Source organism: Candidatus Pseudothioglobus singularis PS1, from assembly GCF_001281385.1.
Classification (GTDB): domain Bacteria; phylum Pseudomonadota; class Gammaproteobacteria; order PS1; family Pseudothioglobaceae; genus Pseudothioglobus; species Pseudothioglobus singularis.
The window spans coordinates 593,424-617,818 of the sequence record NZ_CP006911.1; the positions used below are offsets into that span (position 1 = coordinate 593,424).

A 24,395-nucleotide genomic window follows, 5' to 3' on the forward strand; every position below is an offset into this window, starting at 1 on the left:
GTTAGAGTTAAATTTTGATCAGCGGCGTAATGACTTCAAGAATCTTATTAACTGCGCCGCGATTTTGATCGAAGGTTTTTTTGGCATTAACACCAAGTTGCTCTCTTCTTTGATCACTTTTAAGTAGCTCAGAAATTGTGCTCATCAATTCATCAGCATTTGCGACTTGGATTGCGGCATCACTCATTAATAGTTTTTTTGAGATTTCTTCGAAGTTAAATACGCTAGGACCAAAAATAATTGGTTTTGATAAGGATGCAGCTTCAAGCATGTTTTGGCAGCCATTATCAGAAAGACTTCCTCCAATAAACGCAAGGTCGCAGACAGAGTAATATGACATCATCTCACCCATAGTATCACCAATTAAAATATCAGTATCTTTAGAACATTCTAATGCTGTAGATCTTCTTTCAACCTTAAGCCCACCTACTTTTGCAAGCTTAAAAACCTCATTGAACCTCTCAGGATGTCTTGGAATAATAATTAAAAGAGAGTTAATATTATCTGCAGAATTGATATAACTTTTAATGATTTGTTTTTCTTCACCTTCACGAGTACTGGCAAAAACAGTTATTTTCCTCTCTCCAATTATTTTTTTTAAAGTTTTGATAGACTTATCGTCAATTATATTGTCACTATCAAACTTTAAACTGCCAGTTGTAATCATCTTATCTTGATTCGCTCCAAGTGATATGAGTCGATCAGATGAAAATGAATTTTGGGCGCAAATCAAACTTAGGCTGTTTAAAGACACCTTGACTAATTTTGCTGAATACTTGTCATATCTTTGAAATGACTTATCTGATAAACGCGCATTGATGAGTGCTGATGGAATATTTTTCTTTTTAAGTGTATTTATTAAGTTTGGCCAAATTTCAGTCTCAAGAAGGATGCAGATCTCCGGGTTTATTTTTCGAATAAATGATTCTAATATAAAGGGAATATCAAAAGGGAAAAAACAGTGTTTAACGTTATTTTTATAGTGATTATTAACTGCATTAAAACCTGTAATTGTTGTAGTTGAAATAACAATCTGATGATTTGGATATTGACTCATAAGCTTTTCAATTAGAGGCTTAGAGGCATTAAACTCTCCAACAGAAACGCAGTGAGTCCAAATCACTCTTCCAGTTATTTTCTCAACGATGCCGAATTGATTTTTTAGTTTTCTTGTCCAAGATGCATCGTGAGTATCTTTTATGAGAAGCCTAAAGATAGCAAATGGAATACTAAAATAAAACACCAATGAATATAGAAATCTATTCATAGGCAGGGTCAATTAAATGTTTAAGGGAAAAAATGATCATATGGTTTATCTAGGCACTCAAGATTCAAAGTTTTGATAAAGTCTTAATCAAGTTCGATTCTCTTCTAGAGGGCTTATGATAGGAAAAAAGGTATAATAGTTGCAAGATATTATAGCTTTATCATTTAACTTTCATTACATCTATTTCATTTAGACTGATTCTTAATTATGATCTTAGCTGTTAATTTATTATTTATTTAAAAAAATTATGAAATTTGTAGACTCTGCAAGCGTTGTCGTTGAGGCTGGAAAAGGTGGGGCAGGCTGCCTAAGTTTTCGTCGCGAGAAATATATTCCAGATGGTGGACCCGATGGTGGAGACGGCGGTGATGGAGGAAATGTCTACTTTCAAGGTCAAGAGGGTTTAAATACGTTAAGTGAATTCAGATACAATCGACTTTATCGAGCAAAGAATGGAATGCCAGGAATGGGCAGTGATCGAAGAGGAAAGTCTGCCGATGACTTGTATGTCGAGGTTCCACTAGGCACCAAAATCATCGACCTTTCTACAGATGAGGTCATTGGTGAAATAACACTCCACAAGCAAAATTTACTTGTTGCAAAGGGGGGGTTTCATGGATTAGGTAACGCAAGATTCAAGTCATCAATCAATCGAGCTCCCAGACAAACTTCTCCAGGGACTCCAGGAGAATCCAGGGAGGTTGCATTAGAGTTAAATATAATGGCTGATGTTGGACTTTTAGGAATGCCAAATGCAGGTAAATCATCTTTGATTAGACAAATCTCGGGTGCTCGTCCAAAAGTTGCTGAATACCCCTTCACTACACTTCATCCTAGTCTTGGTGTTGTCAAAGCAGGAAATAATCACTTTGTCATGGCGGATATTCCCGGCCTTCTTGAAAAAGCGAGTGAGGGTGTTGGACTTGGATTTGAGTTTCTTAAGCATCTGTCAAGAGCCAGAGCGCTTCTTCATGTCGTTGATATATTGCCATTTGATGGTTCAGATCCAGTTAAAAATTATTTAACGATTGAATCTGAATTAAAAAAGTTTGATGATGAACTCTTCAACAAATCTAGGATTGTTGCAATTAATAAAATCGACTTAATTGAAGAAAGTGAAAGAGACAAGGTCATTAAGGGTTTTCTGAAAAAAATCAAATACAAAGGAATTGTGTTTAACATATCAGCACTAAATGGTTTAGGCTGTAAATCCTTAATTTTTGGTTTGTATGATTTAATAGAGCAAAAAAATGAAGAAGAATAAGTGTTGGGTCGTTAAGATTGGGTCTGCCCTTCTTACTAACAATGGAGAAGGAATTGACAAACAATTAATCTCCCAATGGGTAGAGCAGATTGTGAGTCTTCAAGCTCATAACATTGATGTTGTGTTGGTTTCGAGTGGATCTATTGTTGAAGGAATGAAACGATTGGGATGGAATGAGAAGCCAAGTGATATCCACAAACTTCAGGCTGCTGCTGCAGTTGGTCAAATGGGATTGGTGCAAGCTTACGAGTCATTATTTGCAAAATACAATGTCCAAACTGCTCAAGTCCTTCTAACGCGTGATAATCTTATCAATTCTAAGCATTTCGAAAATATATCAGCAACACTAGCCAACTTGCTTGATTTTGGAATTGTACCTGTCATCAATGAAAATGATACAGTCGCCACTGAGGAGATTAAGTTTGGAGACAACGACACTTTAGCTGCTCTTGTAGCCAATTTTTTAAATGCAGAAAGATTAGTAATATTGACTGATCAGCATGGTGTTTTTGATGCTGATCCTCGAAAAAATGTCAATGCAAATTTGATAGACAAAATTCACTTTAATGATGAAAAATTAGAGCGAGTAGCTGGAAAAACAGGAGGCGCTCTGGGCTCTGGCGGTATGTACTCAAAAGTCATGGCTGCTAAGCAGGCCGCAGAGTCATATACAATCTCGAATATTGCTTGGGGGCGCGAGAAAGAGGTGCTAACTAGGATTTATCAAGGTGAATATATAGGGACCTTAATTCATTGTTAGTATATATCGGTTTAGGCTCAAATTTAGAAAATCCAAAGGTTCAAATTGAAAAAGCACTTTCAGCATTAAATCTTTCTAATGAAGTCACCGTGAATAAGGTTTCAAGTTTTTATGAATCAAAGCCTCTTTTAGATATGCCTGGACCAAATTATATCAATGCAGTTTGCAGTATTAAAACCTCACTGGATGCAATTGATTTATTGGACGTCTGTCAAGGTATTGAAAATGATCAAAAGAGAGTAAGAGAGGTAAAATGGGGCTCAAGAACAATTGATTTAGATATACTCCTTTATGGGCAGCAAGTTATTTCAAGCGAAAGGTTATCTATTCCTCATCCTGAGATAACTAATAGGGCTTTTGTTTTGGTGCCAATGTACGAAATTGATAAAGAGATTAAGGTTCCTATTTTAGGATCAATAAAAAAATTAATTGATAGAGTTAATACGCAAGATTTAAAAAAATTATGAAGCACTCAGATTTAAGTCGTTATAAACAGAAAGGTGAAAAAATTACCTGTTTGACAGCTTATGATGCCTCAATGGCTAGTTTGATTGATAGTGCGGGTGTTGACACAATTTTGATTGGTGACTCACTGGGAATGGTAATTCAAGGCGCAGAAAATACGCGTTCAGTCTCAATGGAAGATATGATTTACCATACCTCTATTGTCTCAGGTGCTTGTAAACAGTCATTGGTCATAGCGGATATGCCTTTTAATAGCTATGAGGATACTCAATCTGCCTTAAGCAATGCAAAAGCTTTAATAGATCATGGCGCTGAAATGATTAAAATAGAGGGCGGTATTGAACATACTGAGGTCATTAAAGCATTGATATCTAATAATATCAATGTATGTGGTCATCTGGGTCTTCAGCCTCAGCTTGTCATCGATTCAAGTGATTATAAAGTTCAAGGAAGAGATAAGAGCTCTGCGAAATTAATTATTGATAATGCAATGCTATTAGAGTCACTTGGGGTGAGTGTGTTGGTCCTTGAATGTGTTCCCAGCGATTTAGCAAAGGTTATTAGCGAGCAAATCAAAATACCAACAATTGGAATTGGTGCTGGAAGAGATTGTGATGGCCAAGTCCTTGTCAGCTATGATATGCTTGGAATTACTTCAGGGAGACAGCCAAGATTTGTTCGAAATTTTTTAAATTCTCAAGACTCTATTTCAGCTGCTGTAAAGTCGTATATCAAAGAGGTAAAGACGGGAACCTTTCCATCTGATAGTGAGAGCTATTAATGCAAATTTTCAAAACAACGACAGGTCTTAAGGGTTTTTTAGAGGATTGTCGGGATAATAACAAAAAAATTTCTCTAGTGCCTACAATGGGCGGGCTTCATGACGGTCATTTAAATTTAGTCAATAGAGCAAGAGCAATCTCTGATATTGTTGTTGTTAGTATTTTTGTTAATCCAACTCAGTTTGCTAGAGGAGAGGATTTCGAAGACTACCCCAATAATCTTTCTAGTGATCAAAAAAAACTAGAATCAAAAGGAGTTGACGTATTATTTCTTCCCTCTAAAGGGGAGATTTATCCTGATGGTTTGCATAATGAATACGAGGTTGGTGAAATCGGTCAAATACTGTGTGGTGCATTTAGACCAAGTCACTTTGACGGTGTTGCACAAGTTGTTCAGCGTTTTTTTGATATTGTTAAGCCTGATTATTCAGTTTTTGGTGAAAAGGACTATCAACAACTTTTGATTATTAAATCATTGGTTGATAAACTTAAATTGGATATTCTCATTGAGTCTGTAGAAACTCAGAGAGAGATCGATGGTTTGGCAATGAGCACAAGAAATCAATACCTAAGTCATGAAGATCGTAAAAAAGCTCCCAACTTTTATTTAAAACTTAATGCGCTAAAAAAGTCTATACTGGATGGGAATTCTATTGAAACATCAAGGTTGAGAGCGATTGATGATTTAGATGAGGAATTTGAGACGGAGTATTTAGAGGTTCTAGATGCGAATAACCTTACACAAATCGAGACTAAAACCTCAAAAATTATTATAATATCTGCAATTAGATTTGGCGGAACGCGTCTAATAGACAATATTGTTTTTAGGAGAACGAATGTTTAGTATTACAGAAGAAGCAGAAGTCTATGTTGCAGATCTTTTTGAGCAGCAAGACGAAAAGGATTTGGGCTTAAAGGTGGATGTTGAAAAAGCTGGGACACCAGTTGCAACAGTCACATTTAATTTTTGTATTAAAAGTGACCTCCCTGATAGTTATCAAGAGTTTCCATTTATTGGTTTTAGTGCCTTTATTGATGAATCTAATAATCAATACTTGAGTGACTCCCATGTTGCTTTAAAGATTGATGGTACTAACAAAAAACTGACCATTACTGCTCCAAATGCTAAAGGAGAGGCGCCTAAAGATGATGCACCTCTAGAAGAGAAAGTCCTGTTTACCATTGTCACCGAGGTCAATCCTAGCCTTTCTTCTCATGGCGGGTTTGTAGATTTAGTTGAAATCACTAAAAAAAATGAAGTTGTCCTGAATTTTGGAGGCGGTTGCCAAGGCTGTAGCTCAGTCAATATGACGCTTAAAGATGGCGTCGAAAAACAGCTGAAAACATTGTACCCAGAAATATCTGCAGTCCTTGATGCGACAGACCACTCTTACAAAGAAAACGCTTACATGTAGTTTTTCAGTTTTCTTTTGTTGGACTTTAAATTAAGGGAATGAATGGAAAATATAAGGGTCTACTCCCATTCTGCATGCCTCTCTAAAGAGAACGGCGAAGGTCATCCTGAGAGAAAAGAGCGACTTCAGTCGATAATGGACTCTATTCAAAGTCTTGATACAATCAACATTGACTTTAAAGAAGCGCCCCTAGCTAAGTATAAAGATGTCAATCGAGTCCATCCTCAGTCTTATCTTGATGAGATCTTTGAAATGATTCCAGATGATGGTCTTGTGGGCGTTGAGAAAGAGCCCTATGCCGATACGCTCTTGTGTCAGAATAGTAAAGAAGCAATATTAAGAGCCTGCGGGGCTGGCATTGGCGCTTCAATAGATCTCATGAGTGGAAATTTTAAAAGGCTCTTTTGCGCCATTCGTCCACCAGGACACCATGCAGAAACTACAAGAGTCAATGGCTTTTGCTTTATTAATAATGCAGCTGTTGCAGCTCGCTATTTGCAGTCTCAATTCGATATCAATAGGGTTGCTATCATTGACTTTGATGTTCATCATGGCAATGGTACTCAAGAGATTTTCTATAATGATGAGTCTGTACTCTATGGTTCAATTCATCAGTATCCCCTCTTCCCGGGGACAGGCATGGAATCTGAAAAAGGGGTTGGGAATATCTTTAATGCACCCATTGATTCTGGAACTACAAGTGAAGATTTTCTTAAAATTTTTAATGAAAAAATTTTAAAAAATGTAGATAAATTCAAGCCTGAGGTGATTTTAATCTCAGCAGGTTTTGATGCGCACAAGAGAGACCCTTTGGCAGCGATTAATTTAGATTCTGAAGATTATTTTCTGTTGACTCAGGCAATTGTTGAGATAGCCGATCGACATTGCAGTGGAAGAGTCATTTCTTTTTTAGAGGGCGGCTATGATCTTTTAGCCCTCTCAGAATCAATTGAAGCCCATTTTAAGGGGTTAAGTCTTTAAAAGATGATGAACGAGTTCGAGTTAATTAATCATTACTTTAATTGGCCATTAAGTGATCCTAGTATTGAGTTAGGGGTTGGAGATGACGCAGCACTTTTTGAAATTGATGCTGATTGCCAGCTTGTAACCTCTACCGACACTCTCTCAGAAGGTGTTCACTTCTTTAAGGACGCACTTCCTGGCGATATTGCCTATAAATCATTAGCAGTTAATCTCAGTGATATTGCAGCAATGGGAGCCAAGGCTAAATGCTTTACACTCTCCCTTACGCTTCCTAAACTGGATGAAATCTGGTTAAAAGAGTTTTCAGAATCCCTCAAGGAGGCATCCGAATTTTTTAAGGTTAGTTTGATCGGTGGAGATACGACGAAAGGCCCCTTAAATATTACGATTACGATTATGGGAGTCGTTAAAAAATCTAAGGCGATTAAAAGATCTGGCGCTAAAAATGGGGATGATATTTATGTCTCTGGTAATCTTGGTGATGCTGCCCTTTGTCTAAAAAAAATGAACGAGGGCATTAACCCAAACTCATCCGAACTCAATAAACTTAATCAACCAGCTCCAAGAGTTAAACTCGGTCCTGCCTTAATAAATATAGCAAGCTCATGTATTGATGTTTCAGATGGACTTGAGCAAGACTTAACTCACATCCTAAGGGCTTCAAAGGTCGGAGCAATCATAGACTCTCAGAACTTACCATTAAGCGATTCAGTTAAGGATTATCTAAAGACTAGCCAAGACTTAGGTTTGCCATTATGTGGGGGCGATGATTATGAATTATGCTTTACATCTGATCAATCAAATCAAATGGAAATAAAAAAAATATCAGAGAGTCTTAAAATTAGAATCACAAAGATAGGAGTCATTAATAACTCACAGACTCTAGAAATTAGAGGTTATGAAGGCTCAAGCGAGTCTTATCAACACTTCTAAGGAGTAAAAACTAGAATTTAGATTTCTTTTCTTTCTTCTACAGTCTTACAGTCTATACACTTATCGGCAGTAGGGCGAGCCTCTAGACGATTGAGAGCGATTTCAATGCCACAAGTCTTGCAGTAACCATAATCACCCATATCGATTAAATGAAGTGTCTTATCAATCTTATTGATTAATTTTCTTTCACGATCTCTTGTTCTAAGCTCTAAAGCAAATTCCTCTTCAATTGTAGCCCTGTCATTAATATCTGCAACAGGCGCCGAATCTTCTTGAATGTGATTAATCGTTGATTCTGCCTCAAAAACCAACTGCTCTCTCCAGACTTTAAGCTTAAGGATGAAATGCTTAAGTTGCCCAGCAGACATGAACTCTTCACCCTTTTTTGGAATGTAGGCAGGAATTTCGTCAAAGTTAGGTTCTGCAGTCATTAGTGTTAGTTTTGTAAAAAAAAGTAGTTTTTACCAAAAATTGCCTAAAATAGCAATGATTTTTTTATTTTTGACCTAATTAAATTTACGACTATGGCCTTGAAAGCAATTATATTTGATGTAGATGGAACTCTTGCTAATACAGAGCATGATGTTCATCTTAAAGCATTCAATGAGGCGTTCGATTTTTTTGAGTTAGACTGGTATTGGGATAGTGAGCTTTATGGTGAGCTTTTGAGTGTTAGTGGGGGGAAAGAAAGGCTTAGTCATTTCATACAAAAATATAATCCAAAACTAACAAGCCCATTAACTAAAGATGATATAGCCAAGATACATAAAAAAAAGACCGACATTTTTATCAATAAAATAACTGATGGATATATTTCTTTAAGGGTTGGGGTTGAAAGACTCATTAATGATGCACTTGATAATCATTTAAGACTAGCAATTGCCACTACAACGTCTTATGAAAATGTTAAAGCAATTTTGGTTTCTGCTTTAGGCGAGGAAGCGCTCAATAACTTTGAAATTATTGCTGCTGGGGATATAGTGGATAAAAAAAAACCATCCCCAGAGATTTATAATTATGTTCTAGAAAAGATGAATTTAAATGCGAATGAATGTATAGCCATTGAAGACTCTGAAATTGGTTTTAATTCATCATCTGCAGCAGGACTTAGGACTCTAATAACTGTGAGCGAGTATACTATGACAAAAAACTTTGAAGGCGCACTAGTTGTTCTCGATCACTTAGGTGAAGAGAGCCAGCCTTTTTGGATAATTAATGGCCCACTTTCCAGTCATACGATGGTAAGTGTAGATTATATTAAGGAGCTCTATGAGTGCACTCGTTAACCTGGCAGACAATAGTAACGTTTATGAGGTAGCAAAAGAATCGGCTTTATCGATTGCCCCTCAGCTAAGCAAAAGGTTTAATAATAATATCTATTTAAAGCGCGAAGATGATCAAGTGATCCACTCTTTTAAGTTGCGCGGTGCCTATCAAAAAATGAGCTCAATGAGTGAAGAGCAAAAAAGCAAAGGCGTTATTGCTTCTTCAGCTGGCAACCATGCTCAAGGTGTTGCCCTTGGCGCCAGTAAATTAAATATAAAGGCTATTATCGTTATGCCTACTAGCACTCCTAAAATTAAGGTTCAGGCGGTCGAGCAATTGGGAGCTGAAGTCATACTCCATGGCGATGTTTATGATGACGCATTTCACCATGCACAGAAGCTAGTAGATGAGCATGATCTTTGCTTTATCAGTCCTTATGATGACTTTGAGGTAATAGCCGGTCAAGCCACTGTAGCCAAAGAAATACTATCTCAACTTGATAAAATAGACTACGTGTTTTCCCCAGTTGGAGGCGGAGGACTTATATCTGGAATGGCAAGCTACATAAAGCATTACGCTCCGCACATTAAAGTTATTGGAGTGGAGCCAACAGACTCTCCTACCCTTTTTAAAGCATTAGAGGCGAATGAAAGAGTCATACTTGATGATGTAGGGCGGTTTGCTGACGGCGTGGCAGTGAAACAAATTGGTGAACTTCCTTTCGAAATTGCTAAAGAGTCAGTTGATGACGTCATTCTGGTGAGTAATGATGAAATGTGCGCAGCTATAAAAGATATTTATGAAGATTTGCGTTCTGTTTCTGAGCCTGCTGGAGCCCTTTCAACAGCTGGAGTTAAAAAATATATCTTAGAAAATAATTTAAAAAATAAAAATATTGTGTCTGTCGTGTCAGGCTCTAATGTCAACTTTGACAGATTAAGGTATATTGCAGAGCGAGCTGATCTGGGCGAGCTTAATGAGGCTATTGTTGCTGTTACAATTCCTGAAGAGCCAGGCAGCTTCCTTAAATTTTGTGAAATGCTTGATAACTCCTCTATCACAGAGTTTAATTACCGGTACTCAGCTAAAAAAGATGCACACATTTTTGTTGGCATTAAGCTGAGTAAAGGGGAGGGTGAAAAACAGGCTTTAATTTCAAGATTGTCTAAATCCTTTGAGGTTATTGATATGAGTGATAATTCAATGGCAAAAACGCATATCAGATACATGGTTGGCGGCCATGCAAATGCTGAGAATGAAGTCATCTACAGATTTGAGTTCCCTGAGAGACCAGGAGCGCTTTTGAATTTTCTTAAAAAAGTGAAAACAAAATGGAACATATCGCTCTTTCATTACCGTAACCATGGCGCAGATTTTGGTCGAGTACTAATTGGCCTTCAGGTTGATGATGTTGCTGACCTTGAGGCTAGGTTTGATGAAATTGGATACTATTACCAAAACGAAACTGACAACAAAGCTTATCAGTACTTCCTTTAATCAGCTACTTGAGACAGATATTGAATCTGTCCTCTTGATTGAGAGGCAGAGTTCAAACAATCCGTGGACTCAAACACAGTTACTTGAAAGTATTAAAAATCCAGTCAATCTAAATTATTCATTAATTTATAAGTCAGAAATTATTGGATATTTGATAGCAATGCCAGTCATTGAAAGTGCCGACATTCTAAATATAGCAATTAATTCAAGTTATCAAAGAAAGGGTTTTGGAAAAGCATTAATAGAGCACTTGGTTCAAGCTCTTAACAAGAGGGGAGTGAATGAAGCTTTGTTGGAGGTAAGGCAGAGTAATTTTTCTGCAATTAAATTTTATCTAGCTTTGGGTTTTAAAGAGATATCAGTTCGAAAAAATTACTATACGAAAAACTCAAATGACCCTTCAGTGAAAGAAGACGGTATAATAATGCGTCTAGAAATCTCAACAACTAACAAGACATAATGACCTATAAAAATATTACAGTGCCAACTACTGGTGAGTCAATCTCAATTAAAAATAATGCGCTAAATGTACCTCATAAACCAATCATTACTTATATAGAGGGGGATGGTATTGGTGCTGATATTACACCAGTGATGCTAGATGTGGTCAATACCGCAGTTCAAAAAGCATATGGTGGTGAGAGAGAGATACAATGGATGGAAATTTTTGCAGGCGAAAAGGCAGATAGTATTTATGGTGAGTACTTGCCGGAGGAAACTGTAGACGCAATCAAGAAATTTTCGGTCTCAATTAAAGGCCCACTAACTACTCCTGTAGGTGGAGGAATGAGGTCACTTAATGTTGCCATTAGGCAAATTTTAGATCTTTACATATGCCAAAGACCTGTTCAGTACTTTGAAGGCACTCCTTCGCCAGTTAGGCATCCTGAAAAAGTGGATATGGTCATTTTTAGAGAAAACTCTGAGGATATTTATGCAGGTATTGAGTTTCCTAAAGGTTCAGCCGAAGTGAAAAAGGTCATTGAGTTTCTTCAACAAGAAATGGGCGCAACTAAGATTAGGTTTCCAGAAACATCAGGTATTGGTATTAAGCCGGTTTCAACTGAAGGCACCTCAAGACTTGTCAGGGCAGCTATTCAATATGCAATAGATAATGATAAGCCATCAGTAACAATTGTTCACAAGGGCAATATTATGAAGTTTACTGAGGGGTTATTTAGAGATACCGCATATCAACTTGCTAAAGATGAATTTGGCGCAAAAGAGATTGATGGAGGTCCATGGTGCAGCTTTAAAAATCCAAATAATGGAAATGAAATCATTATAAATGACACAATTGCAGATGCCTTTCTTCAGCAGATACTCCTGCGTCCATCAGAGTACTCAGTCATTGCGACTTTAAATCTTAATGGTGACTATATTTCTGATGCCTTGGCAGCACAAGTAGGCGGCATTGGTATTGCGCCAGGAGCCAATCTTTCAGATACTATTGGAGTATTTGAAGCGACTCATGGAACAGCGCCAGGCTATGCAGGAAAAGATATGGTCAACCCATCATCTTTAATTCTTTCTGCTGAGATGATGCTTAGACATATGGGATGGACTGAGGCAGCTGATTTAATTGTTAACTCAATGTCAAATACAATACAAAAAGGTACCGTTACTTATGACCTTGAAAGATTAATTGAGGGCGCTACTTTACTCTCATGTTCTGAGTTTGGAAAGGCACTTGAGGACTCAATAAAGCAAGCAAGCTAAATAATCACCAATAAACGATTATAAAAGCTAAGATTTGATTGACTCAAAATTCATAGCTCGTTATAATCTCTCGCTATTCCCTGATAGCTCAGTTGGTAGAGCAACGGACTGTTAATCCGTTTGTCCCTGGTTCGAGCCCAGGTCAGGGAGCCAAATTTAATATCAAAGACATCTTCGGATGTCTTTTTTGTTTCTATAATCAATTTCAAAATGATTACTTATCAAAAACTTGCCAAGATAGCCTCTAAATTCATATCCAAATCAAAGGTTATGAAATATGGCTTTAACTTATCTCCAATGTATAGAAGGACCTCTGCAAAAGTTCTCTACATTTCTGAGGATTTTTCTGAGATAAAAATAAAACTACCCTATAGTTACAAAAATGCAAACTACGTCAATACCATATTTGGCGGTAGTATGTTTTCTGCGGTAGATCCATTTCCAATGACTCAGTTGATGAACTTAATTGGCGATGATTATGTAGTTTGGGATAAAGCTGCTGAAATTCTATTTAGAAGGCCGGCAAGGGAGGATCTTTATGCAGAATTTACATATACTTTAGAAGAGCTGAATGAGATTAAGAAGAAGGCAACAGAGAATAATGAATTTGAAATCGTTAAGAAGACCAAGTTAACAAATAAAGATAAAAGTATTGTTTTTTGTGAGGTTCGAAAAACAGTTTATATTGCCAACAAAACATTCTTCAAAAATAAGCGTAAAAAAACTAATTAATCAGTAATCGTTAGGACTATAGGCTGGTGATCTGAAGCATCAGTTTCTTCATTGACTATGAAGTTTCCAATATTATTTTTAAGGTTGTCACTTACAAATGCAAAGTCTCTGCAATGAGGGCCTTCTGACCATTGTTTTTTGTCAAAAATTCCACAGGTAGGCGCATGCTTTAAATTTGAATTTAGATGCGTCCAAGAGTCAATTAGAGGCTTATCACTGTAACTTGAGATAAGACCATACTCCTTAGAGCTTGATTCAAAGTTAAAGTCTCCACAAATGACAACTTTATTTGAACGTTCAAGTTTAGCATATGGACTATCTTCTTGGATGGTTGCAGGGTTAATTGACAAATTATCAATATCATCTTTAATGGATAAAATTCGCTTAAATTGTTCATAACGTTGATTTTGAGAACCGTACTCTAAGTGAGTTGTAATAACGCACAAAGGAAAGGAGGGTGTTTGGACAGTAACTTCTGAAGCTTGTCTAGGCATATGTCTGAAACTACTATTTGTCGGTTGTGGAAGTATGTGATTAAAAGAAGATAAGACAGGTAGTTTTGAAAGTATGATATTGCCAAACTGCTCTCTTTGGCCCTCTCCATCCCTTAAAACATCGTACGCTGAACCATAAAAAGCTTTATAGTCTAAAAATAAATTTGATAATTGTTTTAATTGATCAGGCTTTGTATTGTCTTTAAGGATTGAATTACGAGAGACTTCCTGAAGACAAATAACATCGGGAGTAGCCATACTAAAAATAGTATCAGCAATTCTATTTAAAGAAATTTTCCCATCAACACCTTCTCCATTCTGGATATTCCAGCTTAGGATTTGAATCATTTAATTCCAGCCTGCATGAATGATTGGACAAACTGTTTTTGAAATATGAGGAAAGCAATCAAAAGGGGCGCTACTGAAATTAATGTTGCAGCAGACATAACTGACCAATCAACACCCGTCTCAGGCGCAGCAAAAATACCTAAACCAACTGTCAGTGGCCTAGTTTCAACTGAGTTAGAAATAATGAGTGGCCATAAAAAGTTATTCCAATGGTGGCTGACAGAAACTAAAGAAAATGCAATAAAAGTAGGCGTCGCCAAAGGAACATAGACCTTCCATAAAATTCCCATTGTACTACAACCCTCTAATTGAGCTGCATCTTCTAATTCTTTTGGAATTGATTTAAATGTTTGGCGTAATAAAAAGATACAAAATGCGCTAGCAACATAAGGCAATCCCATACCAGTTATTGTATCAATTAAGCCTAGTTTAGAAAGTGTTACATAGTTTTGTACAATCAATATTTCTGGAGTAATCATTAACTGAACCAACACTAAGGCAAATGCAACATTTGCACCAGTAAATTTAAAACGAACAAATGCATAGGCCGCCAGAGTAGAAATTAATAGCTGCAATGGCAGTATAAAGGAAACAAGTAGGAATGTATTCAAGCCATATCGCATAAAAGGAGCCTGACTCCATGCCTCACGAAAGTTATCTAGTGTAAGCGGCGCTAGAATATCAAAATGAATAGCATCACTACTGTAATGAAACGCAGCCCAAAAAGCATACAGCAGTGGGAGTACCCAAAATGCTGCAAGTATATATGCACCCATTAGTTCTATATTAGATGAAATTCTTTTGCTATATGTCATCTGTAGTGTACTCTTTTTTCAATAAATAAAAATTGCGCCAAAGCAGTAAGGGCAAGTAGTGCAAGCAAGAATATCGTCAATGCTGAGGCATAAGAAATATCTAAAAATGCAAAAGCAGTCTCATAAATGTAATATAGGATTAAATTACTTGCATTATCTGGACCTCCTTTTGTTAAAACAAAAAGATGATCTACAAGTTTAAAAGAATTCAAAAAAGCATTAATCAGTACAAATAAGGTAGTTGGCAACAGCAAAGGAAATTGAATTCGCCAGAAATAATTCCAACGAGATGAACCCTCAAGCTTTGAGGCCTCTTCAAGTTCTGGTGAAATGGTCTGTAAGCCTGCAAGATAAAAAACCATAAAAAAACCAGCTTCTTTCCAAACTGTCATAACCATAATTGAAGGAAGCACAGTTGATGGGCTTCCAAGCCAGTTTGTACTTTCAAAGCCAAAAATAGCCATTGTTTTGTCGATCAATCCTATTTCTGGTGCGTAGAAAAACAACCATATGTTAGCAACTGCAATCATCGGAAGCATGGTTGGAGTAAAGTAAGCCATTCGAAGTAGTCCTCTTCCAGGAATAGCTTTATTAACAATTAAGGCCATAATAATTGCTAGCCCAATTGATGTAGGAATAGTTCCAAGAGCAAGCCACATATTATTTATGAAAACTTTAACAAATATTGGATCACTAAACATACTTTCATAACTTTCAATGCCAGAGAATCTTCTGGGCCTTATAAAAGATTTATTTGTATAAAGACTATGAATAAAGGTCGTTATGGTTGGATAGTGAGTAAATGCCAAAAGCAATATTGCTGCAGGTGCAAACAATAACCAACCTTGAAAATTACGAGTACTATCTTTCATTATTATTTTATTTAGTCTTAGAATTAATTGGTGGACGTCACTTGACGTCCACCAAAATTACCAAATTAACGGTAAGGTTTTAAAATACGCTCTGCAGCGGCTTGCGCCTCTGAAAGAGCTTCTTTTGGAGATTTACTTCCAACGAGTGCTGCTTGGATTGCATCATTCAATCCTTTTTTAACTCGACTCGTTTGGTATGTTGAAAATTCAGCTGTTGCATATGCTAGCTGATCACGAGCAACTGCCGCTGGTGGAAAATCTGAAACATATGATTTCAAAGTATCTGTCTCATATGCATCAGGACTAACACCCATGTAGCCAGTTGCTACAGACCACTTGGCAGAATTTTCAGGAGCAGTCATGAACTTAATTAGTTTCATTGACGCTGCACGTTCTTCTGCAGTAGTGTCCTTAAACATGTAGAAGTTTCCTCCACCTGTAGGTGTTCCGCGACGCTTTCCTGCTGGAAGCATTGCAACACCAAAGTCGAAGTTAGCATTCTTTTTAACTGTAGTTAAGTTACCAGTTGAATGCCACATCATAGCTGTCTTGCCTTCTAAGAAGTTTTGACGAAGCGTACCCCATTCAATCGTTCCCTCTGGCATGATTTTATGTTCACTTCCGAATGCCTTCCAAAGTTCAAGTGCTGCAACAACATCTGGATGATCAAAGTTAGTTTTATCACCACTTGTCATAAGTGTTTGACCATTCTGCATTGCAAGAGCACCAAACATCCAGTAAGGATAGCCAGTTGATGGAATCATAAGACCCCACTGAGAGCCGTCATCTTTAGTTAGTGCTTTTGATGCCGCAAGAAGACCACCCCAAGTTGCTGGTGGTGTTTCAGGATCTAGACCAGCTTCACGAAATGCATCTTTGTTATAGTACATAACAATAGTTGAGCGTTGGAAAGGAATACCCCAAGTCTTTCCTGCTGCAATTCCATTTTCCATTAGTGATGGATAAAAAGAGTTTAACCATGCTTTTTCTTCACTTGTTGAAACAACATCATCAAACGGTATGATTGCATCTAATTCACGTAATTCATGAACATCAATTGAAAACATAACAGACAACTGTGCTGGCTTTCCACTTTCAAGTGCAGCAAGTGCCTTTATTCTCGTATCATCATAGTTGCCTGAATAAATTGCATTTACTTCAATGTCAGGATTTTCTGACATAAAATCTGCAACAATTGCATCAACTGTTTGCGTTAATGCGCCACCCACAGCAACGGGGTAGTACATTGTTAATTCCGTTTTTGCTATTGCAGCACTTGATATCATTGAAATACCAAGAGCAACAGACAAGCTATACGAAACTTTTTTTAAGAGCTTATTCATTTACTTTCTCCTCGTTTATATAATCGTAGTTCTTTTCATTTGCTATTTATCAACGCACCTACGAAGTTATACGTTGATTATTTTTTTTAAACAAATGCATATCATCTGGACTCCAGCTAATATTTAGCTTGTCATTCAGATTAATTTTTGGCTGTCTTGGTTCACGTAGAAAGAACTCTTGATCTAAGTGACTTACTTTAAAAACAGTCTCACCCCCAAAGTAGTCAATTCCATTGACAACAACAGGAAGTCCTTTTTTGGAAAAAACCAGGTGTTCGGGTCTTATTCCAAGATTAATAGAATTATTACTGGCTTTAATTTTTTCTTGATTCTCTTTGCTAAGAGATGCAATATGAAGATCTTTGAGTTTTAAAATATTCATAGGTGGAAGCCCAATGAATTGAGCACTAAAAATGCTATTGGGATAGTTATATATTTCCTCAGGGGCGCCATTTTGAATAATTTCACCAGAATTGAGAAGTATTATTTGGTCAGCCATAGACATTGCTTCTACTTGGTCATGTGTCACATAAACAACAGTCAATCCTAACCTTTTCTGAAGGTCACGAATTTCATCGCGCATTTCTGCTCGTAACTTTGAATCTAGGTTTGACAATGGTTCGTCCATCAGGCAAACAGATTGATCTGATACAATTGATCTAGCTAAAGCAACGCGCTGACGCTGACCTCCTGATAAATTTGCTGGTTTTCGATCGAGTAAATCAGATAGTCCAACAACCTTTGCTGCTTCATTGACTCGTTTTTCACGTTCAGCAGGAGGCACTTTTCTTACTTTTAAACCAAACTGTATGTTTTCTTTGACATTCAGGTGAGGGAATAGGGCGTAGGACTGAAAGACCATAGAGACTCCTCTTTTTGAGGCTTCAACTTCAGTAACATCTTTGTTTTCAATTTTAATTGTTCCAGAGGTCACATTTTCCAGGCCCGATAGCATTTTAAGAATTGTTGACTTACCGCAACCTGAAGGACCCAGTAGAACTGTAAATGATTCTTCTTTGACAGAAAAAGAAACATTTTTTACGGCATCAATATCACCCCAGCTTTTGGATAGATTTTTTACTTCAATTGCACTCATACATCTTCCTTATCACAAATTATTAATTGAGATTCTGAATCATCTATTATTTGAATAATTTCATTGGGGGGGTTCTGGTCACAAAAAACTTTAGTAACCTCTTCAATCTGTCCTCCTCGCACATGGGCAATTCGGCCAAATTTTTCATGATCCAAAACTAAAAGGCTTTCGCGACAATTATCAAGGATAACTCTTCTTATCTGAACCTCTTCATCAGAGAAGTCTAGTAATACACCATCATTATCAACACCTGCAACGCCAAATATTCCAAAGTCAGTCTTATATGAATTAAAGAAGTTTTCAACAGGACTTCCAACCATATCAAAATCACCACTTCGTATTCTGCCACCCGAGCTGTATACCTCAAAACTGGAATTCGTACTTGCAGTTTGAGCAATGATTAGGTTGTTGGTATAAATCTTAAGATTTTTATGTTTTAAAAGTGCTCTCACAACCATCTCAGGGGTAGTGCCTATCCCAAGAGATATAGAGCTACCATTTGGAATTTGATTGGCAACCTCTTTTGCTATAGATCTTTTGGCTACTCTATTAAGCACCTGTCTTGTACCATAAGCAAGATTACCATCAGTGGATAAAGGCTCTACACCTCCATGCTTTCGTTTTGCTTGCCCATAATCACAAAGGACGTTAATGTCCCTTCTTACTGTTTGAGTTGTGACACTAAAACGGTCAGCAAGACTTTCAACAGTAATAAATTCTTCTTGGCGAAGTAGGTCAGAAATTTCTGCTTGTCTAGCAGTTAAATCCATCTATAGCTCCAAATTGTTCATTTGAACGCTAATTCTAACATAAAAGATAAAAAATGAACAATATTTTTTAGTCAAATGAATATTTTTCTATATTTAAATGACAATTATGCTAAAATATTCATATATATGTTCATATGAAAATAATTATTTTCATTTAAATAATTGCTGTAGTGCAAATTATTAAATTTTAATTCTCAGGTAAATAAATGAAAAATCTATCAACTATGTCTTCGACTCAACTTGACAATATAAAGTTCATTCTTACAGACATTGATGACACATTGACCACAGAGGGAAGATTGAAAAGCGATGCCTATAATGCTATGGAGCGATTATCCCTCTCGGGATATAAAGTAATCCCTGTTACTGGAAGATGCGCAGGATGGTGTGATCACATTGCCAGGATGTGGCCAGTCGATGGGGTGGTTGGAGAAAACGGTGCTTTTTTTTACCAATATGACCATATGAATAAAAAAATGCACAATGTCTACAGTCAAACCGAATTAGAAAGACAGTCTAACTTTAAACTTCTTCATCAAATTAAAGACACCGTTCTCAGTAGCGTTTCAGGAACCGCTGTAGCATCTGATCAAGATTATCGCGTTACAGATTTAGCTATTGATTTTGCTGAGGATGTTCCGAAACTCTCTATTGATAAAATCAATGAAATTGTTGACATTGCTGAGAATAATGGCGCTACAGCAAAAGTGAGCTCGATTCATGTAAATTGCTGGATTGGTGAGCACAATAAACTCACTACTAGCTTAAAAATTCTTAAAGAAAGCTTTGGTCTTAATGATGAAGAAATGCAGAGCAAAACCTTGTTTGTTGGAGATTCTCCAAATGATTCTATGATGTTTGGTTTTTTTAATAATTCGATTGGCGTTGCTAACGTTGTAGATATGATGCATAAAATTGATAGTCCGCCAAAATATATAACCTCAAAATACTCAGGCGAAGGCTTTGTTGAACTGGCAGACCTCATATTAAAAGATAACTAGATGCTAAAAGAAGGTGAAAAAATTTATGATGTTTTTGTAGCCGGTGGAGGTATTAATGGTCTTGGCGTTGCAAGAGATGCAGCAGGTCGAGGTTATTCAGTTTGTCTATGTGAAATGAATGACTTTGCATCTGGCACATCATCTAATTCAACAAAACTAATTCATGGTGGCCTCAGATATCTAGAGCACTATAAATTCCGCTTGGTACAAGAGTCTCTAAAAGAGCGTGAAGTGCTTCTTAAAATGGCGCCCCATATCATTTGGCCGATGAGATTTGTCTTGCCTCACTCTAAAGGAATGAGGCCTGCCTGGCTTTTGAGGTTAGGCCTTGCTTTATATGATCACTTAGGGTTTCGAAAAATACTGCCAGGTACGAGCTCAGTCAATTTGAATAATGGCGTCTTAGAAAGCACCCTTAAAAGTAAATATAAGTTTGGATATGAGTATTCTGATTGCTGGGTTGACGATTCAAGACTGGTTATCTTAAATGCTGTTGATGCAGCTAAAAATGGCGCTAAATTACAAAACTACACTAAGGTAACAAAAGTTACTAAGTCTGATGGCATTTGGCTTATTACCACTACTGACTCAATAGATAATACTCAGAATACAATTAAAGCGAAATGTTTTATCAATGCATCTGGACCATGGGTTGATGATGTATTGCAAGAGTCCTTTAGCAATAAAAATACCAAAAATGTTCGTCTCGTTAGGGGGAGTCATATCGTTGTTAATAAGCTCTATGATCATGATAAATCCTTTATCTGTCAAAATGATGATGGTCGAATCTTTTTTTTGATTCCATATGAAGATAAATTCACGTTAATTGGAACTACAGATATTGATCATGGTCGATCAGCTAGTGAAGTTGAGATAAGTGAAGAAGAAAAACAATACATTTGTGATTCAGCTAATGCCTATTTAAATTCAGAAATCAAACTATCAGATATTGTTTGGAGTTATTCAGGGGTCAGGCCTCTTTATGATGATGGAGCAAGCAAAGCACAAGAAGCCACTCGTGATTATGTCATTAAAGCTGAAGAGCATGACTCATCACTGATGATTAATATTTTTGGGGGTAAAATTACGACCTACCGCCGCCTATCTGAGGCCATTCTTAAGCATATCGAAACATTCCTTGGGCAAAGAGGTGGTCCTTGGACTGATAATTCTTCTCTTCCAGGGGGAGATATTGATGTCGATGGGCTATTTGACTTAAATAATAAGATTCAGGAAAAATATCCTTTCTTAAATGAAGAGATTGTCAAGCGCTTAGTCAGGTCATATGGGACAGTCTCATTTGATATTTTTCCTAGTGCTAAAAATATAGAGTCACTTGGCGAGAGTTTTGGCTCAGGTCTTTATGAAAAAGAGGTCGTCTACCTGGTCCAAAATGAGTGGGCTAGAACCTCTGAAGATATTTTATTTAGAAGGTCAAAGCTTGGACTGTCTCTAACAAAAAATGAAAAACAAAAGCTAGATCAATTTTTAGAAAAATACCAAAAGCTGAGTAAAACTTCTGAAAGTTCTGTTAAGCAAGATAACATAGCGGAGACTGTATGAGTATACTCATCGAACTTTTAGGCTCAGTAGCGCTCCTCTTATGGGGCTTAAGAATGGTTCGTACAGGCGTAATGCGGGCTTATGGTACGAATTTAAAGCGCTTTGCTCGTCGATCAGAAGGAAAAATCTTTCCAGCATTTTTATCGGGCTTAGTAGTTGCAGCTCTTCTTCAAAGCAGTACTGCTACGATTTTAATTTCCGCATCTTTTGCTGGCCAAAATCTTATTGGGGTTGGATCAGCATTTATAACAATGTTGGGGGCAGATGTAGGAACTTCAATTGCAGTTCTCATTGCATCTCAGAAATTTACGACTGTTGCTCCATTATTGTTAGCTATTGGTGTTTTTGGTTTTATAGGCTCAAAAGAGAACAAGTGGCAAAATGTTTTTCGCGCAGTGAGCGGCTTAGGTTTAATTTTATTTGCACTATTATTGATATCAAATACTGCAGGAGAACTTTCTAAATTTGAGCAGTTTAAGTCACTATTAGAGATTTTTAGTAATCAGCCAATATTTTTTGTTCTTTTGGCTCTTGTGATGACCTATCTTTCTTATTCAAGTTTAGCAATCGTGTTATTGTCTGTTAGTTTTTTAGCAACAGGCGTTATTGGGTTAAATGAAGGGCTCTATCTTGTTTTGGGGGCGAACCTTGGAAGTGGTATGCTGCCTCTTATTTCAAGCTGGAATTCTTCTGTAGTTGAGAAGACTCCAATAATTGCTAATTTACTTGTAAGAATTTTTTGTATTATAATTTTTTATCCATTTGTTGATTTATTTGCTCAATTCTTCCTAAGCTTTGCTTCAATGGAACTAGTTCCGGCGCTTTATCACCTTACTTTGAATCTTATAGTTGCTGTTATAGGTATTGCATTTTCAACTCAGATTCTTGGCTTTACTTCTAAACTTGAACTAGAGAGCAATACTGATGATACTAAAAGTGATTCAAAGTTTTTAGAATCAGATGATTTTTCTATGCCTGCTGTATCTCTTGCGAATGCTAAGAGGCAGGCGCTTAGGATAGCAGAAGTCTCTCAAAATATGGTTGTGTCATCACTTGCAGTAATGCGAGATGATAATGATCTGTTAAGAAATGAAATTATCAAAAATGAGGATACTGTTGATAATCTCTTTGACTCCATAAAGCTTTATATTGCTCAAATATTGCAAGAAGAACTTACTCCAGCAGAAAGCCAACAAGCACTCAATATACTTAACTTTACTACGAATATGGAGCATATAGGTGATATTGTAAATAATAGTTTAATGGACATTTCTAAAAAGAAAATTTCAAAACATATACAGTTTTCTAAAGAAGGTTTCAGTGAGATTATTTCTATTCATGAAGTAGTTTGTTCTGATTATGATCTCGCTATTAGTACATTTATGTCGAATGATTGTGAGTTAGCTAAAGTCCTTTATGGAAAAAAACAAGAGCTTCATAAGCTGGAAACTAAATCAGTCTCTAAACATCTTCAGCGAATTGGAAAGGGAGTCACTGACAGCCTTGAGACCAGCTCAATGCATATCGACGTGATAAGAGATTATAAAAGAATAAATAGCCTTTTATCATCAATAGCCTATCCAATATTATTTGCGTCTGGTGAGATATTGGAAACAAGGCTGAAGCAAAATAGTTAATTATTAAGGTGCAATAAGTAAGCGCTTTAATTGTGAAGATTCATCTTAAGGGCTCTTTATTTCTCCTTTTGTAGGGCCCTTATAATGATTAGATACACAAGATTAAGTAAGTCTCTTGTTTTTCAACCTCTATAATAATTCCATTAAAAAAAATAATGTAAATTATGAATAATGAAATAGTAATTGTTTCTGCTACCAGAACAGCTTTAGGTTCTTTTGGAGGTTCGCTTTCGTCAATTCCAGCCCATAAGTTAGGTTCTGCTGTTATTGCCTCATTGCTCGAGAAGACAGGAGTAGCTAATGACCAAGTTGATGAGGTAATTTTGGGTCAAGTGCTGACTGCTGGCAGTGGCCAAAATCCAGCTAGGCAGGCAGCTTTAGATGCTGGCCTCCCAAATGTGACACCAGCAATGACCATTAATAAGGTTTGTGGGAGCGGCTTAAAGGCAGTACAGCTAGCATTTCAAGCTATCGCTTGTGGGGATGCTGAAATCGTTATTGCAGGTGGTCAAGAAAATATGAGTCTTTCTGGGCACGTCCTACCGAAGTCAAGAGAAGGCAAAAAAATGGGTCCATGGGAGATGGTTGATACAATGGTAGTTGATGGTTTGTGGTGTGTATTTAATGACTATCACATGGGCGTTACTGCTGAAAATATTGCTTCAAAATTTGACTACTCAAGAGAATCTCAAGACCACTTTGCCTCAGAGTCTCAGCAAAAGGCAGAGTCTGCTCAGATTTCTGATTTATTTCGTAATGAAATTACACCAATTACTATTCCTCAAAGACGGGGAGAAGATATCGTTTTTGATACTGATGAATTTCCAAGGCATGGAACAACTGAGGAATCCTTGTCAAAGCTAAGGCCCGCTTTTAAGAAAGATGGAACAGTTACTGCAGGCAATGCATCGGGTATCAATGATGGAGCAGCCGCTGTAATGGTAATGAGTGCATCTAAGGCAAAGGAGCTTGGCTTGAAACCCATGGCCAAAATCGTTTCTTATGCTAGTGCTGGTGTTGACCCAAAAATTATGGGAACTGGACCAATACCTGCAAGTACTAAGTGTTTAGAAAAGGCTGGCTGGAAAGCTTCTGAACTTGATAGAATTGAGGCTAATGAGGCATTTGCAGCGCAGGCCATGTCCGTGAATGACTCTCTTGGTCTGGATAAGTCTAAAGTAAATGTTACTGGAGGGGCTATCGCGTTAGGTCATCCGATTGGTGCTTCAGGTGCTAGAATTTTAGTAACACTTGTGCATGGCATGGAGCGTGATAAAGCAGATAAAGGTCTCGCTACTCTTTGTATTGGTGGAGGAATGGGTGTTGCTATGGCTGTTGAAAGACTTCAGTAGTTCTCCAATAATCATTCAGA

General features: G+C 37.0%; 25 protein-coding genes and 1 tRNA gene. 18 read left to right on the plus strand and 8 right to left on the minus strand.

Annotated features, from left to right (window positions below; all coding sequences use genetic code 11):
- Window positions 1-7 precede the first annotated feature (7 nt).
- Window positions 8-1,267 carry a 3-deoxy-D-manno-octulosonic acid transferase gene (locus tag W908_RS03020; RefSeq protein WP_053819872.1) on the minus strand — a complete coding sequence of 420 codons (1,260 nt, stop codon included), beginning with the start codon at window positions 1,265-1,267 and terminating at the stop codon, window positions 8-10.
- Window positions 1,268-1,514: 247 nt separating this feature from the next.
- Between W908_RS03020 and cgtA the strand changes: the two genes are divergently transcribed.
- From cgtA to thiL, 8 genes are read left to right on the plus strand one after another with little or no spacing between them, the layout of a single operon-like run.
- Complete coding sequence (gene cgtA, locus W908_RS03025) at window positions 1,515-2,531, plus strand: Obg family GTPase CgtA (RefSeq protein ID WP_053819873.1); 1,017 nt, start codon at window positions 1,515-1,517, stop codon at window positions 2,529-2,531.
- The gene (proB, locus tag W908_RS03030; protein WP_053819874.1) at window positions 2,518-3,291 is read left to right on the plus strand and encodes a glutamate 5-kinase; all 774 of its coding nucleotides are present in this window, start codon (window positions 2,518-2,520) and stop codon (window positions 3,289-3,291) included. Before cgtA ends, proB begins: the two co-directional genes overlap by 14 nt.
- Entirely contained in the window at window positions 3,285-3,758 is a 474-nt protein-coding gene (folK, locus tag W908_RS03035; protein ID WP_053819875.1) for a 2-amino-4-hydroxy-6-hydroxymethyldihydropteridine diphosphokinase, read from the plus strand. Before proB ends, folK begins: the two co-directional genes overlap by 7 nt.
- Entirely contained in the window at window positions 3,755-4,537 is a 783-nt protein-coding gene (gene panB, locus W908_RS03040; protein WP_053819876.1) for a 3-methyl-2-oxobutanoate hydroxymethyltransferase, read from the plus strand. The genes folK and panB overlap by 4 nt, the downstream gene beginning before the upstream one ends.
- The gene (gene panC / locus W908_RS03045) at window positions 4,537-5,382 is read left to right on the plus strand and encodes a pantoate--beta-alanine ligase (RefSeq protein WP_053819877.1); all 846 of its coding nucleotides are present in this window, start codon (window positions 4,537-4,539) and stop codon (window positions 5,380-5,382) included. Before panB ends, panC begins: the two co-directional genes overlap by 1 nt.
- Entirely contained in the window at window positions 5,375-5,953 is a 579-nt protein-coding gene (locus tag W908_RS03050; protein WP_020024488.1) for an NfuA family Fe-S biogenesis protein, read from the plus strand. The genes panC and W908_RS03050 overlap by 8 nt, the downstream gene beginning before the upstream one ends.
- A gap of 42 nt (window positions 5,954-5,995) precedes the next feature.
- Entirely contained in the window at window positions 5,996-6,934 is a 939-nt protein-coding gene (locus W908_RS03055; protein ID WP_053819878.1) for a histone deacetylase family protein, read from the plus strand.
- A 3-nt stretch (window positions 6,935-6,937) separates the two neighbouring features.
- A complete protein-coding gene (gene thiL / locus W908_RS03060) occupies window positions 6,938-7,870 on the plus strand; it encodes a thiamine-phosphate kinase (protein ID WP_236849164.1) in 933 nt (310 codons plus the stop codon).
- A gap of 17 nt (window positions 7,871-7,887) precedes the next feature.
- On the opposite strand, the gene dksA is transcribed toward thiL, so the two are convergent.
- On the minus strand, window positions 7,888-8,301 hold the full coding sequence (gene dksA, locus W908_RS03065; protein ID WP_053819879.1) for an RNA polymerase-binding protein DksA: 414 nt from the start codon (window positions 8,299-8,301) through the stop codon (window positions 7,888-7,890).
- A 93-nt stretch (window positions 8,302-8,394) separates the two neighbouring features.
- Here dksA and W908_RS03070 point away from each other — a divergent pair, with 93 nt between their 5' ends.
- The 6 genes from W908_RS03070 (at window position 8,395) to W908_RS03095 (ending at window position 13,084) form a co-directional block, all read left to right on the plus strand.
- Window positions 8,395-9,156: an HAD-IA family hydrolase gene (locus tag W908_RS03070; RefSeq protein WP_053819880.1), complete on the plus strand. Its 762-nt coding sequence runs from the start codon at window positions 8,395-8,397 to the stop codon at window positions 9,154-9,156.
- Window positions 9,140-10,633: a threonine ammonia-lyase, biosynthetic gene (ilvA, locus tag W908_RS03075; RefSeq protein ID WP_053819881.1), complete on the plus strand. Its 1,494-nt coding sequence runs from the start codon at window positions 9,140-9,142 to the stop codon at window positions 10,631-10,633. Before W908_RS03070 ends, ilvA begins: the two co-directional genes overlap by 17 nt.
- Window positions 10,572-11,093, plus strand: coding sequence for a ribosomal protein S18-alanine N-acetyltransferase (rimI, locus tag W908_RS03080; protein ID WP_053819882.1), 522 nt, complete (start codon window positions 10,572-10,574; stop codon window positions 11,091-11,093). The genes ilvA and rimI overlap by 62 nt, the downstream gene beginning before the upstream one ends.
- Window positions 11,093-12,352: an NADP-dependent isocitrate dehydrogenase gene (icd, locus tag W908_RS03085; RefSeq protein ID WP_053819883.1), complete on the plus strand. Its 1,260-nt coding sequence runs from the start codon at window positions 11,093-11,095 to the stop codon at window positions 12,350-12,352. Before rimI ends, icd begins: the two co-directional genes overlap by 1 nt.
- 77 nt (window positions 12,353-12,429) lie before the next feature.
- A tRNA-Asn gene (locus W908_RS03090) sits at window positions 12,430-12,505 on the plus strand.
- Between the two features lie 57 nt (window positions 12,506-12,562).
- On the plus strand, window positions 12,563-13,084 hold the full coding sequence (locus tag W908_RS03095; protein ID WP_053820777.1) for a DUF4442 domain-containing protein: 522 nt from the start codon (window positions 12,563-12,565) through the stop codon (window positions 13,082-13,084).
- On the opposite strand, the gene W908_RS03100 is transcribed toward W908_RS03095, so the two are convergent.
- The 6 genes from W908_RS03100 to W908_RS03125 all read right to left on the minus strand — a co-directional run bounded on the left by W908_RS03100 (window position 13,081) and on the right by W908_RS03125 (window position 18,822).
- A complete protein-coding gene (locus W908_RS03100) occupies window positions 13,081-13,926 on the minus strand; it encodes an endonuclease/exonuclease/phosphatase family protein (RefSeq protein WP_053819884.1) in 846 nt (281 codons plus the stop codon). The two genes, W908_RS03095 and W908_RS03100, sit on opposite strands and share 4 nt — an antisense overlap.
- Window positions 13,923-14,741 carry a carbohydrate ABC transporter permease gene (locus W908_RS03105; RefSeq protein ID WP_053819885.1) on the minus strand — a complete coding sequence of 273 codons (819 nt, stop codon included), beginning with the start codon at window positions 14,739-14,741 and terminating at the stop codon, window positions 13,923-13,925. Before W908_RS03105 ends, W908_RS03100 begins: the two co-directional genes overlap by 4 nt.
- A complete protein-coding gene (locus tag W908_RS03110; RefSeq protein WP_020024478.1) occupies window positions 14,738-15,613 on the minus strand; it encodes a carbohydrate ABC transporter permease in 876 nt (291 codons plus the stop codon). Before W908_RS03110 ends, W908_RS03105 begins: the two co-directional genes overlap by 4 nt.
- Window positions 15,614-15,678: 65 nt before the next feature.
- Window positions 15,679-16,956: an ABC transporter substrate-binding protein gene (locus W908_RS03115; RefSeq protein WP_020024477.1), complete on the minus strand. Its 1,278-nt coding sequence runs from the start codon at window positions 16,954-16,956 to the stop codon at window positions 15,679-15,681.
- 58 nt (window positions 16,957-17,014) lie between these two features.
- On the minus strand, window positions 17,015-18,052 hold the full coding sequence (locus tag W908_RS03120) for an ABC transporter ATP-binding protein (RefSeq protein ID WP_053819886.1): 1,038 nt from the start codon (window positions 18,050-18,052) through the stop codon (window positions 17,015-17,017).
- Window positions 18,049-18,822: a DeoR/GlpR family DNA-binding transcription regulator gene (locus W908_RS03125; protein WP_020024475.1), complete on the minus strand. Its 774-nt coding sequence runs from the start codon at window positions 18,820-18,822 to the stop codon at window positions 18,049-18,051. The genes W908_RS03120 and W908_RS03125 overlap by 4 nt, the downstream gene beginning before the upstream one ends.
- A 206-nt stretch (window positions 18,823-19,028) precedes the next feature.
- On the opposite strand from W908_RS03125, the gene W908_RS03130 reads away from it, so the two are divergent.
- From W908_RS03130 to W908_RS03145, 4 genes are all read left to right on the plus strand, one after another.
- A complete protein-coding gene (locus W908_RS03130) occupies window positions 19,029-19,823 on the plus strand; it encodes an HAD-IIB family hydrolase (RefSeq protein WP_053819887.1) in 795 nt (264 codons plus the stop codon).
- Window positions 19,824-21,386 carry a glycerol-3-phosphate dehydrogenase gene (gene glpD / locus W908_RS03135; RefSeq protein WP_053819888.1) on the plus strand — a complete coding sequence of 521 codons (1,563 nt, stop codon included), beginning with the start codon at window positions 19,824-19,826 and terminating at the stop codon, window positions 21,384-21,386.
- Complete coding sequence (locus W908_RS03140) at window positions 21,383-23,023, plus strand: Na/Pi cotransporter family protein (RefSeq protein ID WP_053819889.1); 1,641 nt, start codon at window positions 21,383-21,385, stop codon at window positions 23,021-23,023. Before glpD ends, W908_RS03140 begins: the two co-directional genes overlap by 4 nt.
- 164 nt (window positions 23,024-23,187) lie before the next feature.
- Window positions 23,188-24,375, plus strand: coding sequence for an acetyl-CoA C-acetyltransferase (locus W908_RS03145; protein ID WP_053819890.1), 1,188 nt, complete (start codon window positions 23,188-23,190; stop codon window positions 24,373-24,375).
- Window positions 24,376-24,395 lie beyond the last annotated feature (20 nt).

Excerpts from the sequence above, each read along its gene's own strand:
- W908_RS03020 (WP_053819872.1), bottom strand. The coding sequence starts at position 1,267 with ATGAATAGATTTCTATATTCATTGGTGTTTTATTTTAGTATTCCATTT.
- cgtA (WP_053819873.1), top strand. The coding sequence starts at position 1,515 with ATGAAATTTGTAGACTCTGCAAGCGTTGTCGTTGAGGCTGGAAAAGGT.
- proB (WP_053819874.1), top strand. The coding sequence starts at position 2,518 with ATGAAGAAGAATAAGTGTTGGGTCGTTAAGATTGGGTCTGCCCTTCTT.
- panB (WP_053819876.1), top strand. The coding sequence starts at position 3,755 with ATGAAGCACTCAGATTTAAGTCGTTATAAACAGAAAGGTGAAAAAATT.
- panC (WP_053819877.1), top strand. The coding sequence starts at position 4,537 with ATGCAAATTTTCAAAACAACGACAGGTCTTAAGGGTTTTTTAGAGGAT.
- W908_RS03050 (WP_020024488.1), top strand. The coding sequence starts at position 5,375 with ATGTTTAGTATTACAGAAGAAGCAGAAGTCTATGTTGCAGATCTTTTT.
- W908_RS03055 (WP_053819878.1), top strand. The coding sequence starts at position 5,996 with ATGGAAAATATAAGGGTCTACTCCCATTCTGCATGCCTCTCTAAAGAG.
- thiL (WP_236849164.1), top strand. The coding sequence starts at position 6,938 with ATGATGAACGAGTTCGAGTTAATTAATCATTACTTTAATTGGCCATTA.
- dksA (WP_053819879.1), bottom strand. The coding sequence starts at position 8,301 with ATGACTGCAGAACCTAACTTTGACGAAATTCCTGCCTACATTCCAAAA.
- W908_RS03070 (WP_053819880.1), top strand. The coding sequence starts at position 8,395 with ATGGCCTTGAAAGCAATTATATTTGATGTAGATGGAACTCTTGCTAAT.
- ilvA (WP_053819881.1), top strand. The coding sequence starts at position 9,140 with ATGAGTGCACTCGTTAACCTGGCAGACAATAGTAACGTTTATGAGGTA.
- rimI (WP_053819882.1), top strand. The coding sequence starts at position 10,572 with ATGAAATTGGATACTATTACCAAAACGAAACTGACAACAAAGCTTATC.
- icd (WP_053819883.1), top strand. The coding sequence starts at position 11,093 with ATGACCTATAAAAATATTACAGTGCCAACTACTGGTGAGTCAATCTCA.
- W908_RS03095 (WP_053820777.1), top strand. The coding sequence starts at position 12,563 with ATGATTACTTATCAAAAACTTGCCAAGATAGCCTCTAAATTCATATCC.
- W908_RS03100 (WP_053819884.1), bottom strand. The coding sequence starts at position 13,926 with ATGATTCAAATCCTAAGCTGGAATATCCAGAATGGAGAAGGTGTTGAT.
- W908_RS03105 (WP_053819885.1), bottom strand. The coding sequence starts at position 14,741 with ATGACATATAGCAAAAGAATTTCATCTAATATAGAACTAATGGGTGCA.
- W908_RS03110 (WP_020024478.1), bottom strand. The coding sequence starts at position 15,613 with ATGAAAGATAGTACTCGTAATTTTCAAGGTTGGTTATTGTTTGCACCT.
- W908_RS03115 (WP_020024477.1), bottom strand. The coding sequence starts at position 16,956 with ATGAATAAGCTCTTAAAAAAAGTTTCGTATAGCTTGTCTGTTGCTCTT.
- W908_RS03120 (WP_053819886.1), bottom strand. The coding sequence starts at position 18,052 with ATGAGTGCAATTGAAGTAAAAAATCTATCCAAAAGCTGGGGTGATATT.
- W908_RS03125 (WP_020024475.1), bottom strand. The coding sequence starts at position 18,822 with ATGGATTTAACTGCTAGACAAGCAGAAATTTCTGACCTACTTCGCCAA.
- W908_RS03130 (WP_053819887.1), top strand. The coding sequence starts at position 19,029 with ATGAAAAATCTATCAACTATGTCTTCGACTCAACTTGACAATATAAAG.
- glpD (WP_053819888.1), top strand. The coding sequence starts at position 19,824 with ATGCTAAAAGAAGGTGAAAAAATTTATGATGTTTTTGTAGCCGGTGGA.
- W908_RS03140 (WP_053819889.1), top strand. The coding sequence starts at position 21,383 with ATGAGTATACTCATCGAACTTTTAGGCTCAGTAGCGCTCCTCTTATGG.
- W908_RS03145 (WP_053819890.1), top strand. The coding sequence starts at position 23,188 with ATGAATAATGAAATAGTAATTGTTTCTGCTACCAGAACAGCTTTAGGT.